Raw genomic sequence first — 14,978 nt, 5'->3', positions numbered from 1 at the left:
CCGGAGCCCGGCACCCATATCGAGATGAGGTCATTGATGCTAGGCAGGAAGGCTCGGCATTTGTGTTCGTAACCGCGGGCGCTACCGCATCGAATTGCGAAACCGACACCCTCGACAGACGATGCTTGCAAATTGCGGGCAAACCCGAATTCGCTCTGGCTCCGCGCTGCGATGTCGTCCAAGATAAGTGCCGGTGCCACCTTCATCCTTCGCCGGAAGGAACCTCCCATGTCTTCCTCGTCCGTACCTGCCCAGAATCTTCCCGCCGACGACGGTGTGGTACTGCGCCCCATGACTGCCGACGATCTGCCCCAGGCACATGCCCTGTCGGAAGAGCAGCGCTGGCCGCACCGCCCGGCCGACTGGGCGCAGAGTTTTGTGCATGCCGAAGGCATCGTCGCCGAGCGCGACGGGGAGATCATCGCCACTGCGCAACGTTGGCGCTGGGGGCCGCGGCACGCCAGCATCGGGCTGGTCATCGTGACGCCGGCATGCCAGGGCCGGCGCATCGGCCATCGGCTGATGAGCGCGCTGCTCGATGGCCTGGACAACCACACCGTGCTGCTACATGCCACCGCCGAAGGGCGTGGCTTGTATGAACGACTGGGCTTCGTGCGCACCGGCGAGATCCGCCAGCACCAGGGCATTGCGCAACCCACGCCGTTGATCGCCCTGCCCGCCGGCTGGCGCCTGCGCCCCGCCGGGCTCAATGAATCTGAGGATTTGCGCCGGCTCGACGCCCAGGCGCGGGGCATGCCGCGCGACGCATTGATCGACGATCTGCTCGCCAGCGCAGATGCCTGCGTCGTGCTGGACGACGACGGCGAGGCGCGCGGCTTCGCCATGCTGCGCCGATTCGGTCGCGGCCATGTCATCGGCCCGGTGATCGCCCCGGATGCCGAAAGCGCCAAAGCGCTGATCGCGCATCTGGCGGGTGTCAATGCCGGCCATTTCACACGCATCGACATCGATTTCGACAGCGGCCTGGCCGAATGGCTGGAAAGCATCGGCCTGCTGCGCGTGGATGCGCCCACTACCATGGTGCGCGGCGAGCCGCTGACCACACCACCCGGCGCGCCCGCGCTGTTTGCCATCGTGACCCAGGCCATGGGTTAAGCCTCGAACATTGCGCCGACCGCTCATCGTGACCACCACGTTCCTCTACAAGTCCGACCCTGTTCGCGGCCGGCAATGGGCGGAGGTATTCCGCCAGCGCGCACCGGACATCGACTTTCGCATCTGGCCCGACATTGGTGATCCGCTGCGGGTGCGTTTTCTTGCGGCTTGGGAGCCGCCGGCCGATATCGCTACGCACTTCCCCCACCTGGAGGTGCTGTTCTCCTCGGGTGCCGGGGTCGATCAATTCAACTTTGCGGCGCTCCCCCCCACGCTGCCCGTGGTGCGCATGGTGGAGCCCGGCATCGTGCGCGGCATGGTCGAGTACGTCACGCATGCCGTGCTGAGCCTGCACCGCGACATTCCTGCATACCGCCGCCAGCAGCAGGCGGAGCAGTGGCGTCCGCTGCCGGTGCGGCCCGCCAATGAACGCCGCATTGGTGTGCTGGGGCTCGGTTCGCTGGGGCAAGCCGTGCTGGCGCAGTTGCAGGATTTCGGTTTCGACTGCGCGGGCTGGAGCCGATCGCGCCATGCAGTCGACGGCGTGCAGTGCTTTGCCGGGCAGGAGGAACTGGCGGCGTTCCTGGCGCGCACCGACATCCTCATCTGCCTGATGCCGTTGACCGATGCCACGCGCGGCGTGCTCAACGCAGCGTTGTTTGCGCAGCTCCCACAAGGGGCCGCGCTGGTGCATGTTGGCCGCGGTCCGCAGCTAGTGAACGACGACTTGATCGCAGCACTCGATAGTGGCCAGCTCAGCGAAGCCATGCTTGACGTGACCGACCCCGAGCCGTTGCCCGCCGGCCATGCGTTCTGGCACCACCCACGCATCCACATCACGCCGCACATTGCCAGCATGACGCAGCCGCTTTCCGCAGCAGCAGTGGTCATCGACAACCTGCGCCGCTTCACGGCCGGTGAACCCATGGTCGGGCTGGTGGATCGCTCGCGCGGCTATTGAAATGAGGCGGGAGAGCATGCGCGGCACGATGTCTACCGGTGCCCTCACAACAGCAGCCAACACATCACGACCAAAGACCGCATCCGCGCAGAGATCGGCGAAATCGTGCTCGGCAAGAAGCCAGGAAGGGAGCGCGATGACGAAATAACGATCTTCGACTCCACTGGCATGGCCATTCAAGACAATACGACTTCGACGAAGATCTATCAGAACGCAATAGCACGCAGCGTCGGCACTTTCTTTGAATTCATCGGCTAGGGCATTTCACGTGCGCAACTACCCTACTCTTCAGGACATTCTGGAAGCTCGAGAGCGGCTGAGACCCCACATCAGGCATACGCCCTTACTGCGTGCGGAAAAGATTGAGAAGGCCGTCGGCTGCGAGCTTTATCTCAAACCTGAAATGCTCCAAATTACTGGGGCGTTCAAGATTCGAGGCGCCTTGAATAAGGCCTTTTCCCTGTCAAGGGAAGAGATTACCAACGGCATCATCGCGACATCTTCTGGCAATCATGCGCAAGGGCTCGCCTATGCCGCAAGAATGCTGGGCGTGAAGGCATTTCTGGTCCTTCCCGTTACCACACCAAAAATCAAGATCGAGAATACGAAGGCCCTCGGCGCAGAGGTCATCCTCTTCGATGGCGACACCGCTGCCAGGTGGAAGAAAGTGCATGAGATTGCCCAGGAAATGAAGTACGCGGTAGTCCACGCATTTGAAGATCCTCTTGTAATGGCGGGGCAGGGAACGATCGGCTGCGAAATACTGGAGGATCTGGAAGACGTGGAAACTGTGATCATCCCGATGGGCGGCGGCGGCCTTGTTTCCGGAATCGCGACCGCCATCAAGGAAACGAAGCCGTGGGTCCGTGTCGTGGGCGCTGAGCCTGCCTTGACCCCCAAGTACCATCACAGCAGGCTCAACAAACAACGCACATCGCTTCCTTTGGCAAATACCGTTGCCGATGGTTTGAGGATCAGCGTTCCAGGCGAAAACCCGTATCCCATTATTGAAAGATATGTGGACGAGATCGTCCTGGTGGAAGACGAGCACATCATTGCCGGCATGCGTGTTCTTGCCAAAGACGCAAAACTGATTGCCGAACCGGCTGCCTCAATCGGTGTGGGAGCCTTGTTGGCCGGCGCCGTCAAAGTCCGGGCGAATGAAAAAGTGTGTGCTGTATTGAGTGGCGGAAACTGGGATCTATCCGACCTTGCCGATATATACCGGCCGGCATGATTTCTAGGCAGGATGCTCCACATCCGACTCGGGGAGCCGTGGCTCGCAGGCAGCAATGTCTGCGAGCTTTTCTTTTTTAGCGAGCGCCCGGATATTTCAATCACCGAGAAGACCAAGATCGCGTTCGTGACTGCCGAAATAAGGCTCCAAACCACGCTCGGCACGATGTGCTGCGGCTGCCCAAACAACAGCAGCACACTGCGTTTCCTGCCTGCAAAGCAGCACCAAGGCTGCGAGTGCTCGGCCTACTCTTGAGTCCATTGATTGCCTTCACTGCCCGTACGGACTCTGCCATGACCCAGCTCACCGATCTGCCGCAGCTTGCCTCGCTTGACGCCATCGACCGCGCACACCTGATCCACCCGGTCGCATCCTGGCGTACCCACGAGCAACGCGGGCCGATCGTGCTGACATCCGGACACGGTTCATGGCTGACCGATGCGCACGGCAACGAACTGCTCGATGCCTTTGCGGGCCTCTGGTGCGTCAACGTCGGCTATGGCCAGGAGAGCGTGGTACAGGCTGCCGCCGAGCAGATGCGCCGCCTGCCCTACGCCACGGGCTACTTCCATTTCAGCAGCGAGCCCGCCATCCGCCTGGCCGACAAGCTCGTGCAGATCACGCCGCGCTCGCTCAATCACGTCTATCTCACGCTCGGCGGCTCTGAGGCGGTCGACGCGGCGGTGCGTTTTATCGTCCAGTACTTCAATGCTGTCGGCAAGCCGACGAAGAAGCATTTCATTTCGCTGGAGCGCGGATACCACGGCTCGTCGTCCACGGGCGCGGGGCTGACGGCACTGCCGGCGTTCCATCGCGATTTCGACTTGCCGCTGCCGACGCAGCACTACATCCCCTCGCCCAACCCATACCGTGCGGCCAACCCGGCGGATGCGCAGGGCATCATCGCGGCGTCGGTGGCGGCGTTGCGCGCCAAGGTGGGGGACTTGGGCGCAGACAACGTCGCGGCTTTCTTCTGCGAGCCGATCCAGGGCTCGGGTGGCGTGATCGTGCCACCCAAGGGTTGGCTCAAAGCCATGCGCGACGCCGCCCGCGAGCTGGACATCCTGTTCGTGGTCGATGAGGTCATCACCGGCTTTGGCCGCACCGGCCCCATGTTTGCCTGCGATGCCGAAGGCGTCGACCCCGACATCATGACGATGGCGAAGGGGCTCACGGCGGGCTATGTACCGATGGGGGCGACGCTGATTTCCGACCAGATCTACGCTGGCATTGCCGACGGCGCGCCCGCCGGCGTGCCCATCGGCCACGGTGCCACATATTCGGCCCACCCAGTCTGCGCCGCGGTGGCGCTGGAAGTGCTGCGCCTGTACGAAGAAGGCGGCATCCTCGCCAATGGCCTGCGCGGTGGGGCGAGTTTTGCGGCGGGGCTGGACGGACTGCTTGCGCACCCCCTGGTGGGCGACTCACGCCACCGCGGCCTGCTGGGCGCCCTGGAACTCGTAAGCGACAAAGCCACCAAGCGCGGCTTTGACGCTGCGCTTGGCCTGCCCAATCTGATTGCCTCGGCTGCCTATGACAACGGCCTCGTGTTCCGGGCGTTTGGCGACAACATCCTGGGCTTTGCGCCCGCGCTGACCTACACCGAAGACGAGTTCGCGCAGCTCTTCACGCGCCTGAAAAAGACGCTCGACGACGTGCTGGCCATTCCGGCCGTGCGCGCCGCGCTCGCCTGATGCAACTGGTGGCAACACGCCGCAACAAGCTGACACAAGAGACGCTGGCTGCCGCAGAATCGGATCTATCTTCCACGCCTTCGCCCCTGCCATGACCGAAGCCCTCAAGATCGATCGTCTGGACCTGCGCATCCTCGCCCAACTGCAGAAGAACGGACGCATGACGAACGTGGACCTGGCCGATGCCGTGGGCTTGTCGCCCAGCCCATGCCTGATCCGTGTCAAGCGCCTGGAGCAGGCGGGTTACATCTCTGGCTATGGCGCGCACATCCGCCTCGAAAAGCTGGGCGATACGCTGACCGTCTTCACCGAGGTCACGCTCTCGGACCACCACCGCGAAACCTTCGTGCGTTTCGAAGCGGCCATCCGTGAGGTGGACGAGGTGCTCGAATGCCACCTGCTGTCCGGCGGCTACGACTACCTGTTGCGCTTCATCACGCGCGGCGTCAATCACTACCAGGAAGTGATTGAAGACCTGCTGGAGCGCAACATCGGCATTGCCAAATATTTCAGCTACATCGTCATCAAATCGCCGTTCATCAAAACGCACTGTCCGATCGAACGGCTCTTTCCCAACCAACGCTGACGCCCTCGAAACCGAGTCCACTGCTGGATGCGGTGAGGACCAACCCTGCATGACAACCGCCCTGATGCTGCATCGCGCCGACGGCGCCCCAATCTCAACCGCGTTCCGGCCTGCCGCCCTGGGCCCCGACGACCCCTTCGCGCAAGAACGGGAGATTGCCTGGGAAGGGCCCAACGCGATGAGCGCCGGCCGGGCGAGCTTTGTCGGCGAACGGGATGTCGCGAGCTTTCCCCATACCGAGACGCTCACCGTCGTGGAGGGTGAGTTGACGCTCACGGCGCCGGGCTCGGCACCGCACGTGATCGGCCCGGGCGCGGGCGCGGTCATCGCATCCGGCACGGCCGTGCGCATCGAGGCTGCCACGGGCGTTCGATTCGTGTTCTGCGCTGCTGTCATCAACACACCGACCACGCCGGCGCTCATCCCGCTGCACGCGGATGCGGACTTCAAACCCTCGGGCGGCCCGGCGCCGGAAGTCCTGATCGGGCCGGTTCCGCAGTGCCGCAGCGACAACGTCTTCACCGACGAGCCAACGCAATACCGCGCCGGCACCTGGGACTCAACGCCCTATCACCGCATCGTGCGCACGCATCCGGTCAACGAGTTCATGTACGTGCTCGATGGCGGTGTGCAGTTCGCTGGCCCGGATGGCAGCGTGCTGTCCGTGAGTGCGGGCGATGCCATCTTCGTGCCGCAGGGCACCGCCATCGGATGGCTCAGCACGGAGCGCGTCGCCAAGTTCTACGTGGTGCAAAACGCCCAGGCCTGAACGAACGAGGAAAGCGAGTCATGTCTCAACCGTTGCGCCTCATCGAGAGCGCCTCTCCCCTTCCAGCGCAAGCCGACGTCGTCGTGATCGGCGGCGGCATCATTGGCGTCTTTGCTGCCTACTACCTGGCCAGGCGCGGCGTTTCGGTGGCCGTGGTCGAAAAGGGCCGCATCGGGGCCGAACAGTCGAGCCGAAATTGGGGCTGGTGCCGACAGCAAAACCGCGATGCGCGTGAACTGCCGATGGCCACCCGAAGCCTCGAGCTATGGGAGCGGTTTGCCGCAGACACGGGGGAAGACACAGGTTTCCGCCGGTGCGGCTTGCTCTACCTCAGCAACGACGAAGACGAACTTGCTCGCTGGACGAACTGGCGCGATTTCGCGAGAACGGCCGGCGTTACCACACACATGCTGAGCAGCCGGGATGCCTCCGAGCGCGGCCGCCTCACTGGTCGCGCGTGGAAGGGCGGCGTGTTCGCACCGAGCGACGGCACGGCGGACCCCGCCAAGGCGGCGCCGTCCGTAGCGGCTGCGCTCATGAAGCTCGGCGGCACCGTGCACCAGAACTGCGCTGCACGAGGCATTGAAGTCGAGGGCGGTCGCGTTAGCGGCGTCGTCACAGAGGCAGGAACCATCAAGACCCGCACCGTGGTATTTGCAGGCGGTGCCTGGGCCTCCTCGTTCTGTCGCCAATTGGGCATTCGTTTTCCGCAGGCGACTGTTCGCCAATCCATCGTGCGTGTCACGGGGGTGACCGAGCCAGTGCCTGACGCCTTGCACACCGCACGCGTGTCCATCACCCGCCGCAGCGATGGCAGCTACAACCTGGCCATCAGCGGGCGCGGACGCGTGGACCCGACGGCACAGCTGCTGCGCTTCGCGCCGCAGTTTCTGCCGATGTTCGCGAAGCGCTGGCGCAATGTGTTCCCGGGCGGCTTGGAAGGCATTCGCGCGGGCCACGAAACTCTCGCGCGGTGGCGGCTCGATGCGCCCACGCCCATGGAGCGCATGCGCATACTTGACCCACGGCCGGATGCCGCGGCCGTCAGACAAACCTACAGCCGCGCCGTCGAACTGCTGCCGGTGCTGGGCCAAGCGGGCATCGCCAACGCCTGGGCCGGTTTCGTCGACAACACGCCGGACGGCGTGCCCGGCATCGGAGAAGTCCCGGAAATCCCCGGGTTCATCCTGGCCGCAGGCTTCTCGGGTCACGGGTTCGGTATCGGCCCCGGCGCCGGCCATCTGATCGCTGATCTGGTGACGGGTGAAAAGCCGATCTTCGACCCCGCTCCCTACAACCCGGCGCGCTTCAAGCACTCGGCTTGGGGCAAGGTGGCGGATTTCTAACGCTGCAATACCGGGAGGGTGACGAAGATGGCCGCAGTTCAGGAACCGGATGGAACGGCGGCCAGCGCGCGATGTGCGACTTCGCAAAACCAGCGCACACCCACCGGCAACGCCTCGTCGTTGAAGTCATAACACGGGTGGTGCAGCGGGTATTCGCCCTCGGGCCCCGCGTCGGCACGGCCTTGGCCGAGCCAGAGATAGGCACCGGGCTTGCGCTGCAGCATGAAGGCGAAATCTTCGGAAGTGAACGCAGCGCGTGGTGCCTCCGCGGCCTGCAAGCCAATCGCTTGTGCAGCGTCCAATGCGAGCATCGCTTCGGCCGGCGTGTTGATGGTGGCCGGGTAATAGCGGCGGTAATCCACCGCCACCTGCGTGCCGCTGCCCAGCGCGATGCCATTGGCCGTGTCGCGCAGCGCCGCCTCGATGCGATCCTGCGATACGGCATCAAAGCTGCGCACGGTGCCGGTGATGCGTACTTCGGCCGGCAGCACGTTGTGGCTGTGGCCGCCTTCGATGCGCGTGACAGATAACACCGCCGATTCGCTCGGATCAATTCGGCGCGACACAATGGTGTGCAGCTGCGCCACAAGCTGGCTGGCGGCAAGGATGGCGTCCGGCGTGTGGTGCGGTTGGGCCGCATGCCCGCCACGCCCGCACACGGTGATATCGAACCGATCTGCCGCCGCCATGATCGAGCCCGGCCGCGTCTGCGCATGTCCGAGTGGCAGATCCGGCCAGTTGTGTAACGCATAGACGGCATCGCATGGAAAACGCTCGAACAGGCCGTCTTCAATCATCCGGCGCGCACCGGCCTGGCCCTCTTCGGCAGGCTGGAAGATGAAGTGGACGGTGCCGTCGATGCCCGTGCGCGCAAGCTGGCGCGCAGCGCCAATCAGCATGCTGGTGTGCCCGTCATGCCCGCAACCGTGATGCTTGCCCTGCACGCGGCTCGCGTGCGGTGATCGACCCAGTTCCACCATCGGCAGCGCGTCCATGTCGGCGCGCAGCGCGACACTGCGGGTGCCTCGGCCGCCGCGCAGCGTGCCGACCACGCCGGTGCCCCCAATACTCTCCTCCACCGCCAGCCCCAACACACGCAGCGACTGCGCGACGATGCGGGCCGTCCGGTGTTCTTCGTAGGCGAGTTCCGGATTCGCATGCAGGTCGCGGCGCAGTGCCACAAGGTCTGGCAGCAGATCGGCGACCGGTTCCGCAATGGCGTCGGGCTTCACTCGCCGGCCTCCACTGCATCGGCCAGCTCGGCCAGCGTATGGAAGTGGTAATCAGGTACGGTGTGCTCCGATTCGATGGTGCCGCCCGAGTCTTTCATGCCATGCCGGCGCTCGATCCAGCAGGTGGCGATGCCCAGACGTTTGGAGATGCCGATGTCGTGGTACTGGCTCTGCGCCACGTGCAGATTGTCGGCTTGCTTGAAGCCCCAGGCACCTTCGTAGCGGCCGCGCGCGTAGGCGAAGTACTGCGCATCGGGCTTCTCGCAGAGGGCATCGTCGCAGCTGAGCAGCAGGTCGAACGGTGCGCCCAACGTCCGCTGGAAATGTTCGAGCGCCCAGGACTGCGCGTTCGTCATGGTGACGAGCTTGAAGCGCTTGCCCAACCGCTGCAGCGCCTCCACCGAGTCGGGAAACGCCGGCCATTCGGCCACCGAATCGCGAAAACCATGCGCCAGCGCGTCGCTATCGGGCAGGCCAAGCTGTTGCGCCACGATGTGCCAGCACGGCACCAGATCATCGGGATACCACTCGGTCCGACCGCGTTTGCGTGCTGCCCGATACGCGCCCAGAAAATCCTCGTCGGTAACCCTGCTGTCGGGCACCGCACGGCGCAGGTAGGCAAGCATGCCCCCCTCGAAGTCGATCAACGTTCCGACGACATCGAAAGTGAGCACTTTGAAATCCCGAAGGGCCATGACAACGCTCCTGAATGGTTGGACGCCAGAATGAATCCAAGGGTGGCGGCAAGCCGCCTTGCATGGCGTCTAGCTTAGGAGCAGCAGCGCCGACGATGGTGCCGATCGCGCGGCACGGCACGGCAGCGAATTGCGTTTTTGCCAGGCTGGCGCACAGATCGTTTGGCGGGCGGCTGCGGGGCGCTGATACCCGCATCGTGCCTGGTGGTTACCTTCAGGTACGTACTTGTTGCCGCGTCGCCCCGTCCTTACTCTGGGTGCATCGCAACGCATCCGCTTGCCGGCTCGGCAGCGGACACTTCGGAGGTTCCATGCTTCAAACCGCCTGGCTCTGGCTGCTGGCAGCCGGCGCTGTGGAGATCGCCATGGCGATCTCGCTCAAGTTTGCACAGGGGTGGACACGCCCCATCCCCAGCGTGCTCGGCATTGTGACGGCGCTTGCCAGCGTCTTTCTGCTCACGCATGCCATGCGCGGCCTGCCCGCTGGCACGGCCTACGCCATCTGGACGGGCATCGGCTCGGTGGGCGTGACCGTGCTCGGCATCGTGCTGTTTGGCGAGAGCATGCAGCCCGCGCGCCTGGCCTGCATCGGACTGGTGATCGCCGGCACCCCCGGCCTCAATTTCTTCAACGCAGCATAAGACCGCATCAGGAGCCCGTCATGACCCGTCTGCTCTATATCGAAGCCTCTCCCATGAAAACGCTGTCCCACTCCATCGACGTGGCAAAGCAGTTTCTCGATGCCTACCGCATCGCGCACCCAAGCCATGAGATGGACATGATCGACTTGTGGAGCGAGGACATCGACCTGCCCGAATTCGACGCCGATATGATCGGCGCCAAGTTTGCGGTCTTGCGCACCCAGAACGCCACGCCGGAACAGCGTGCGCAATGGCAGAGCGCGGTGGCGCTGTCGCAACGCTTCAACGCGGCAGACCACTATCTATTCTCTGTTCCGATGTGGAATTTTGGAGTGCCCTACCGGCTCAAGCATTTCATTGATGTGGTGACGCTGCCGGGTCAGAACTGGAACTGGTCGCCGGCCACAGGCTATCAGGCGCTACTCTCGGGCAAGAAGGCGGCCCTCATCTACGCCAGCGCAGGGGCGTACGCTGCACACACTGAAGGCGCAAGCGAATCACCGGACGATTTTCAGAAACCTTATCTGCGCCGCTGGCTGCGCTTCCTGGGCATTGAAGACGTGACCGAGATCAGCGCAGCACCCACGCTCACCACGCCCGACGTGCTGACGGCCGCCAAGGCAGATGCCAAAGCGCGGGCCACGGCACTGGCCGCCGCCTTCTAAAGCGCACATCCGCCGAAGGGGTTGACCGCACGCCAAAGTGTATCTATCATGGTTACACTTTGCATTCATCACCATGACCACCAGCAGCCGCTTCGCCGTCGCCGTGCATATCCTCACTCTGCTTGCCAGCGCAGAGGGGCCGGTGCCGTCGTCGCTGATCGCGGGCAGCGTGGGAACCAACCCCGCACTTATCCGACGCTTGGTGGCGCAGTTGGCCGACGCCGGCTTTGTCACCTCGCAGATGGGCGCAACAGGCGGTGCCACGCTGGCGCGGCCGGCAGATCGCATCACGCTGCTGGACGTCTTTCGTGTGGTGGAATCTCCGGTGCTGATTGCGCTGCCGCCCAATGCACCCAACCCGGCGTGCGAGGTCGGCCGTGAGATCACCGGCGTGCTGGAGCGTGTGACGGAGCGCGCGCAATCCGCGCTGGAAGCGGAGCTTGCTGCGCAAACCATCGCTAGCATCCTCAACGAGGTGGGACACGCACAACGCCGCCGCCGTCGAGCCTAGCCGGGCCGGCATGTCGGCCTATTTTTTTACCCCTATATGTAACTGTATTAATTACATATAACGTTTCAACCGCTCGAACCATTCCATAAGGAGTTGAACATGAAGATTGCAATCATCGGCGCCACGGGGCGCGTGGGCACCCGCCTGATCGACGAAGCACTGCGCCGCGGCCACCAGGTGACCGCCATTGCGCGCACGGCATCCAAGCTGCCCGCACGTGCTGGCCTGACCACCAAGGATGTGGATGTAGCCGACCAAGCTGGCCTCGCTGCCGCACTTGCCGGCAACGATGTGGCCTACAGCACGGTGCGCTTTCTGCAGGCAAGCGCCGACCAGATCGTTGGTGCGGTGAAGAAAGCGGCCGTGCAGCGTCTGCTGGTGGTGGGTGGCGCCGGCAGCCTGGAAGTGGCCCCGGGCGTGGCGCTGATCGACACCCCGCAGTTCCCCAAGGAGTACTTTGACGAAGCCTCGGCCGGTCGCGATTTCCTTAACGCGCTGCGCAAGGAAACCGAGCTGAACTGGACGTTCGTGTCGCCGTCGGCCATCTTCGAGCCGGGCGAGCGTACGGGCCACTTCCGCGTCGGCAAGGATTCGCTGCTCGTGGATGCCAATGGCAAGCCGTGGATTTCGATGGAGGACTACGCCATCGCCTTCCTCGACGAAACGGAAAAACCGGCACACCCGCGCCAGCGCTTCACAGTCGGTTACTGATCAGCGGCAGGTGGATGGCACGGCCAGTGCCTTTTCAAAGGGGTCGCGGCGCAGGCTTGGGTCTTGCGCGCTCAGGCAGTAGGCGCTGCTGCCCACTTCCATGCGGGCTTGCCAGCGGCCCGCAGCGCCGCGCGATTCCTCGATCGACCGTGCCGCACGCGGCGCAGAAGCGTCTGGCCCGAATGCGTGACCGGTGCCGTGCGCTGTGCTCTGGGCGATGTTGTCTTCAGCGTGGGATCGCGCTCGCTGGCTGGGCATCAGCGGTGCAGCCAGATCGAGCGTGCGCGCTTCAACTGCATCGGCAGCCGCGGGCGCGGCAGACATGGGCTGCTGCACCGGTTCAGCTGAATGCGGGATGGAATCTGTTTGAGGCAACTTTGATGGGGTGTGCGCGCCGCGCTCCGGACGCAGCACCGGCGCCGGCGGAGGCTCGGTGTCAAGCAACCGCCCTTGCAGCATCGTCGGCGCGTCGTGGAGGGCTGGCACCGGACGATCGCGCCACCATGCCAGCAACACCAGATGCCCCAGCACCACCAGTGCCGGGACCACCAACCGCGAGCCGCGCCAATCAATGGCTGGGCGTGTCGGCCATGCCGGGAGGCGCATCATCGGGCTCGATCGGCTCGGGCGCGGAATCCAGCGCCGGCAGGCGGATCACGATCGCGCAGCCTCTGCCATCTGCATGAGCCAGGCCGTCTTCGATGGCCACCGAGCCATTTCCCAATTCCACGATACGGCGCACGATCGCCAGGCCCAGGCCACTGCCCTGCGACTGGCTGGTGCGGGGGCGGTAGAAACGCTCGAATACGCGATCGCGCTCGTCGAGCGGAATGCCGGGGCCGGAATCTTCAATGCGCAGTTCGACCATCGGCGTGCCGGCTTGCTCGATGCGCTTGACGGCCACGCGCACCTCGCCACCGTTGGGCGTTTCGCGCACGGCGTTGTCGAGCACGTTTTCCACCAGCGTCGCGGCGTCTTCATGCGACACCGACACCCACGCCTGGTTGGCGCCGTCGTACGACAGCGTGATGTTGCGACGCTCGGCGCGCGAGGCCTGCTGGATCACGCCGCTGCGCGCACAGCCCGCCAGGTCGGACAACGCGCCCTGCGCAAGCTGCGCCTCCACACGACGCGCGTCCAGCCGGGCGATGGCAAGCAGCTTGGCAAGCGACTGCGTTGCGCGCGAAATGCCGCGGTCGAACTCGCGCAGCGCGGTCGAACGATCGTCTTCGCTATCGGAATGCGAGACGACATACGCCTGCGCCTGAATGGCCGCCAGCGGCGTGCGCAGTTCGTGCGCCGCATCGGCAAAGAAACGGCGGTCTGCCTCGATGCCACGACGTACACGCGCGAACAGCCCGTTCAAGGCATCGACCAGCGGTTTCAGCTCCGCATGTTCCACGCTCTGCACGGGGTCAAGATCGGCAGAGTCACGCGCCTCGACCTGGCGCGTGAGCGTACGCAGCGGTTTGAGGCCCTGGTGCGCCGCCCAACCGACCATCACCATCAGCGCGCTCGCCAGGATGGCCAGCGCCACCGCCACCTCCTCGAACAGGTCGCGAATGGCGCGCTCGTACGCGGTCAGGGGCTGCGCCACGGTGGCCGAGATCTTGCCGTCGACGCTGTCGACGGTGTAGCTGCGCCACGGCTTGCCCTCCAGCATGATCTCGACGACGGTGTCGTGCGCCTTGCCGCACGGCATGGTGGGCGCACCCGGAAACGCAGTGATGACGTGGCCCGCGCGATCACACAGCACGTAGCGGAATTCGCCCGGCAGGATGTTGGGCAGCGAGAGGCCCAGCTTGATGTCGGTGAGCCGGCGCAGGAATTCTTCGCGGCGCGGCACGTCATCCATGTTGAGCGTGGTGAGGTCCGCATAGGCCTGCGCCGACATGCGCAGGTCGCTCACCACCTGCCGGCTGTTGGTGCGCGAGATTTCCAGATGCGCGATGACGAGCTGCACCAGCAGCATCAGCACCAGCGCGAGCAGGATCAGCACATACAGGCGGAACGAGAGCGAGCGAACCCGCAGGATGGCTGGAACCGCCAGCTTCATTGGGCGGCCCCGCGGTTGCCGCCGATCATGTAGCCGACACCGCGAATGGTCTGGATGGTTTCGTTACCGAGCTTGCGGCGCAGGTGATGGATGACAACTTCCAGCGCATTGGCGCTCACACTGTCGCCCTCACGGTAGAGCGCGTCCATGAGCGTTTCGCGCGGCACCCAACGGTGCGCGCGGCGCACAAGTTCAAGCAGCAGTTGGTATTCACGCGGGGTCAGTTCGATGATCTGCCCCTCTTGCGTCACACGCTTCTGCGAGGGCTCGACCACCAAATTGCCGACGTTCCACTGGTTGGTGCTCTGCCCCGCATGCCGGCGCAGCACGGCGCGCAGGCGGGCGATGAGTTCATCCACGGGAAACGGCTTGACGAGAAAGTCATCCGCGCCGGAATCCAGCCCCTTGAGGCGCTCAGACAGCGCATCGCGCGCGCTGGCGATGATGACGGGCACGTCGCTGTGCGCGGCGCGCAGTTCTTCCAGGAAGGTATGGCCCTCACCATCGGGCAGCCCAAGATCGAGCACGATGGCTTCGAAGGTGTTGGTGGTGATCCATTTCTGCGCGTCGACCAGGCGGCGCACCCAGGTCGCGTTGTAGCCGGCCTGACGCAGCGCGCGGGCCAGCGCCGTGCCCAAGGGCAAATCGTCTTCGATAAGGAGGATGGCGTTCATGCGCGGGAATCTCGGCGGCGGTAATGACGGTAAACGGACAACCGGCGCGTGGAAAACAGGCGCCGGCGAAGCTCGAAATCTACC

At 64.4% G+C, this 14,978-nt stretch carries 17 protein-coding genes; 12 read left to right on the top strand and 5 right to left on the bottom strand.

Annotation, left to right across the window (positions count from 1 at the left end; translation table 11 throughout):
• Positions 1 to 228 precede the first annotated feature (228 nt).
• From BM136_RS07055 to BM136_RS07015, 8 genes are all read left to right on the top strand, one after another.
• Positions 229 to 1,116 (top strand): GNAT family N-acetyltransferase, encoded by an 888-nt coding sequence (locus BM136_RS07055; protein ID WP_092971168.1) that lies wholly within the window; start codon positions 229 to 231, stop codon positions 1,114 to 1,116.
• Positions 1,117 to 1,144: 28 nt separating this feature from the next.
• On the top strand, positions 1,145 to 2,077 hold the full coding sequence (locus tag BM136_RS07050; protein ID WP_092971357.1) for a 2-hydroxyacid dehydrogenase: 933 nt from the start codon (positions 1,145 to 1,147) through the stop codon (positions 2,075 to 2,077).
• Positions 2,078 to 2,140: 63 nt separating this feature from the next.
• Complete coding sequence (locus BM136_RS07045) at positions 2,141 to 2,335, top strand: hypothetical protein (RefSeq protein WP_217649352.1); 195 nt, start codon at positions 2,141 to 2,143, stop codon at positions 2,333 to 2,335.
• Positions 2,336 to 2,345: 10 nt separating this feature from the next.
• A complete protein-coding gene (locus tag BM136_RS07040; RefSeq protein ID WP_092971167.1) occupies positions 2,346 to 3,314 on the top strand; it encodes a threonine/serine dehydratase family protein in 969 nt (322 codons plus the stop codon).
• Between the two features lie 293 nt (positions 3,315 to 3,607).
• The gene (locus BM136_RS07030; protein ID WP_092971356.1) at positions 3,608 to 5,008 is read left to right on the top strand and encodes an aspartate aminotransferase family protein; all 1,401 of its coding nucleotides are present in this window, start codon (positions 3,608 to 3,610) and stop codon (positions 5,006 to 5,008) included.
• Positions 5,009 to 5,099: 91 nt separating this feature from the next.
• Positions 5,100 to 5,594, top strand: coding sequence for an Lrp/AsnC family transcriptional regulator (locus tag BM136_RS07025; RefSeq protein ID WP_039599256.1), 495 nt, complete (start codon positions 5,100 to 5,102; stop codon positions 5,592 to 5,594).
• A 49-nt stretch (positions 5,595 to 5,643) separates the two neighbouring features.
• Positions 5,644 to 6,363 (top strand): cupin domain-containing protein, encoded by a 720-nt coding sequence (locus tag BM136_RS07020; protein WP_092971165.1) that lies wholly within the window; start codon positions 5,644 to 5,646, stop codon positions 6,361 to 6,363.
• Between the two features lie 20 nt (positions 6,364 to 6,383).
• Positions 6,384 to 7,709, top strand: coding sequence for an NAD(P)/FAD-dependent oxidoreductase (locus BM136_RS07015; RefSeq protein ID WP_092971164.1), 1,326 nt, complete (start codon positions 6,384 to 6,386; stop codon positions 7,707 to 7,709).
• Positions 7,710 to 7,747: 38 nt separating this feature from the next.
• On the opposite strand, the gene BM136_RS07010 is transcribed toward BM136_RS07015, so the two are convergent.
• On the bottom strand, positions 7,748 to 8,941 hold the full coding sequence (locus BM136_RS07010; protein ID WP_092971163.1) for a M20 aminoacylase family protein: 1,194 nt from the start codon (positions 8,939 to 8,941) through the stop codon (positions 7,748 to 7,750).
• Positions 8,938 to 9,636, bottom strand: coding sequence for an HAD-IA family hydrolase (locus BM136_RS07005; RefSeq protein WP_092971162.1), 699 nt, complete (start codon positions 9,634 to 9,636; stop codon positions 8,938 to 8,940). The genes BM136_RS07010 and BM136_RS07005 overlap by 4 nt, the downstream gene beginning before the upstream one ends.
• A 311-nt stretch (positions 9,637 to 9,947) precedes the next feature.
• On the opposite strand from BM136_RS07005, the gene BM136_RS07000 reads away from it, so the two are divergent.
• The 4 genes from BM136_RS07000 (at position 9,948) to BM136_RS06985 (ending at position 12,164) form a co-directional block, all read left to right on the top strand.
• Complete coding sequence (locus tag BM136_RS07000) at positions 9,948 to 10,277, top strand: DMT family transporter (RefSeq protein ID WP_092971161.1); 330 nt, start codon at positions 9,948 to 9,950, stop codon at positions 10,275 to 10,277.
• Between the two features lie 20 nt (positions 10,278 to 10,297).
• Complete coding sequence (locus tag BM136_RS06995; RefSeq protein WP_092971160.1) at positions 10,298 to 10,942, top strand: FMN-dependent NADH-azoreductase; 645 nt, start codon at positions 10,298 to 10,300, stop codon at positions 10,940 to 10,942.
• A 73-nt stretch (positions 10,943 to 11,015) separates the two neighbouring features.
• Positions 11,016 to 11,453 (top strand): Rrf2 family transcriptional regulator, encoded by a 438-nt coding sequence (locus BM136_RS06990; RefSeq protein WP_092971159.1) that lies wholly within the window; start codon positions 11,016 to 11,018, stop codon positions 11,451 to 11,453.
• 99 nt (positions 11,454 to 11,552) lie between these two features.
• Complete coding sequence (locus tag BM136_RS06985) at positions 11,553 to 12,164, top strand: NAD(P)-dependent oxidoreductase (RefSeq protein WP_092971158.1); 612 nt, start codon at positions 11,553 to 11,555, stop codon at positions 12,162 to 12,164.
• Here the strand turns inward: BM136_RS06985 and BM136_RS25130 are convergent, their stop codons facing one another.
• The 3 genes from BM136_RS25130 to BM136_RS06970 form a co-directional block, all read right to left on the bottom strand.
• Positions 12,165 to 12,488, bottom strand: coding sequence for a hypothetical protein (locus tag BM136_RS25130; protein ID WP_139219354.1), 324 nt, complete (start codon positions 12,486 to 12,488; stop codon positions 12,165 to 12,167). It lies immediately after the preceding gene.
• Positions 12,489 to 12,732: 244 nt separating this feature from the next.
• Positions 12,733 to 14,220 (bottom strand): ATP-binding protein, encoded by a 1,488-nt coding sequence (locus BM136_RS06975; protein WP_092971156.1) that lies wholly within the window; start codon positions 14,218 to 14,220, stop codon positions 12,733 to 12,735.
• Positions 14,217 to 14,894 carry a response regulator gene (locus tag BM136_RS06970; RefSeq protein WP_027679979.1) on the bottom strand — a complete coding sequence of 226 codons (678 nt, stop codon included), beginning with the start codon at positions 14,892 to 14,894 and terminating at the stop codon, positions 14,217 to 14,219. Before BM136_RS06970 ends, BM136_RS06975 begins: the two co-directional genes overlap by 4 nt.
• Positions 14,895 to 14,978: the final 84 nt, after the last annotated feature.

The sequence above is a fragment of the Ralstonia sp. NFACC01 genome (assembly GCF_900115545.1).
Lineage (GTDB): Bacteria > Pseudomonadota > Gammaproteobacteria > Burkholderiales > Burkholderiaceae > Ralstonia > Ralstonia mojiangensis.
The sequence above is the reverse complement of the archived record's forward strand: the minus strand, read 5'-3'. Positions and strand labels throughout refer to the sequence as shown.

Bases quoted from the DNA above. Each gene is read 5' to 3' on its own strand.
- BM136_RS07055 (WP_092971168.1), top strand. From the start codon at position 229: ATGTCTTCCTCGTCCGTACCTGCCCAGAATCTTCCCGCCGACGACGGT.
- BM136_RS07030 (WP_092971356.1), top strand. From the start codon at position 3,608: ATGACCCAGCTCACCGATCTGCCGCAGCTTGCCTCGCTTGACGCCATC.
- BM136_RS07025 (WP_039599256.1), top strand. From the start codon at position 5,100: ATGACCGAAGCCCTCAAGATCGATCGTCTGGACCTGCGCATCCTCGCC.
- BM136_RS07020 (WP_092971165.1), top strand. From the start codon at position 5,644: ATGACAACCGCCCTGATGCTGCATCGCGCCGACGGCGCCCCAATCTCA.
- BM136_RS07015 (WP_092971164.1), top strand. From the start codon at position 6,384: ATGTCTCAACCGTTGCGCCTCATCGAGAGCGCCTCTCCCCTTCCAGCG.
- BM136_RS07005 (WP_092971162.1), bottom strand. From the start codon at position 9,636: ATGGCCCTTCGGGATTTCAAAGTGCTCACTTTCGATGTCGTCGGAACG.
- BM136_RS07000 (WP_092971161.1), top strand. From the start codon at position 9,948: ATGCTTCAAACCGCCTGGCTCTGGCTGCTGGCAGCCGGCGCTGTGGAG.
- BM136_RS06995 (WP_092971160.1), top strand. From the start codon at position 10,298: ATGACCCGTCTGCTCTATATCGAAGCCTCTCCCATGAAAACGCTGTCC.
- BM136_RS06990 (WP_092971159.1), top strand. From the start codon at position 11,016: ATGACCACCAGCAGCCGCTTCGCCGTCGCCGTGCATATCCTCACTCTG.
- BM136_RS06985 (WP_092971158.1), top strand. From the start codon at position 11,553: ATGAAGATTGCAATCATCGGCGCCACGGGGCGCGTGGGCACCCGCCTG.
- BM136_RS25130 (WP_139219354.1), bottom strand. From the start codon at position 12,488: ATGTCTGCCGCGCCCGCGGCTGCCGATGCAGTTGAAGCGCGCACGCTC.
- BM136_RS06975 (WP_092971156.1), bottom strand. From the start codon at position 14,220: ATGAAGCTGGCGGTTCCAGCCATCCTGCGGGTTCGCTCGCTCTCGTTC.
- BM136_RS06970 (WP_027679979.1), bottom strand. From the start codon at position 14,894: ATGAACGCCATCCTCCTTATCGAAGACGATTTGCCCTTGGGCACGGCG.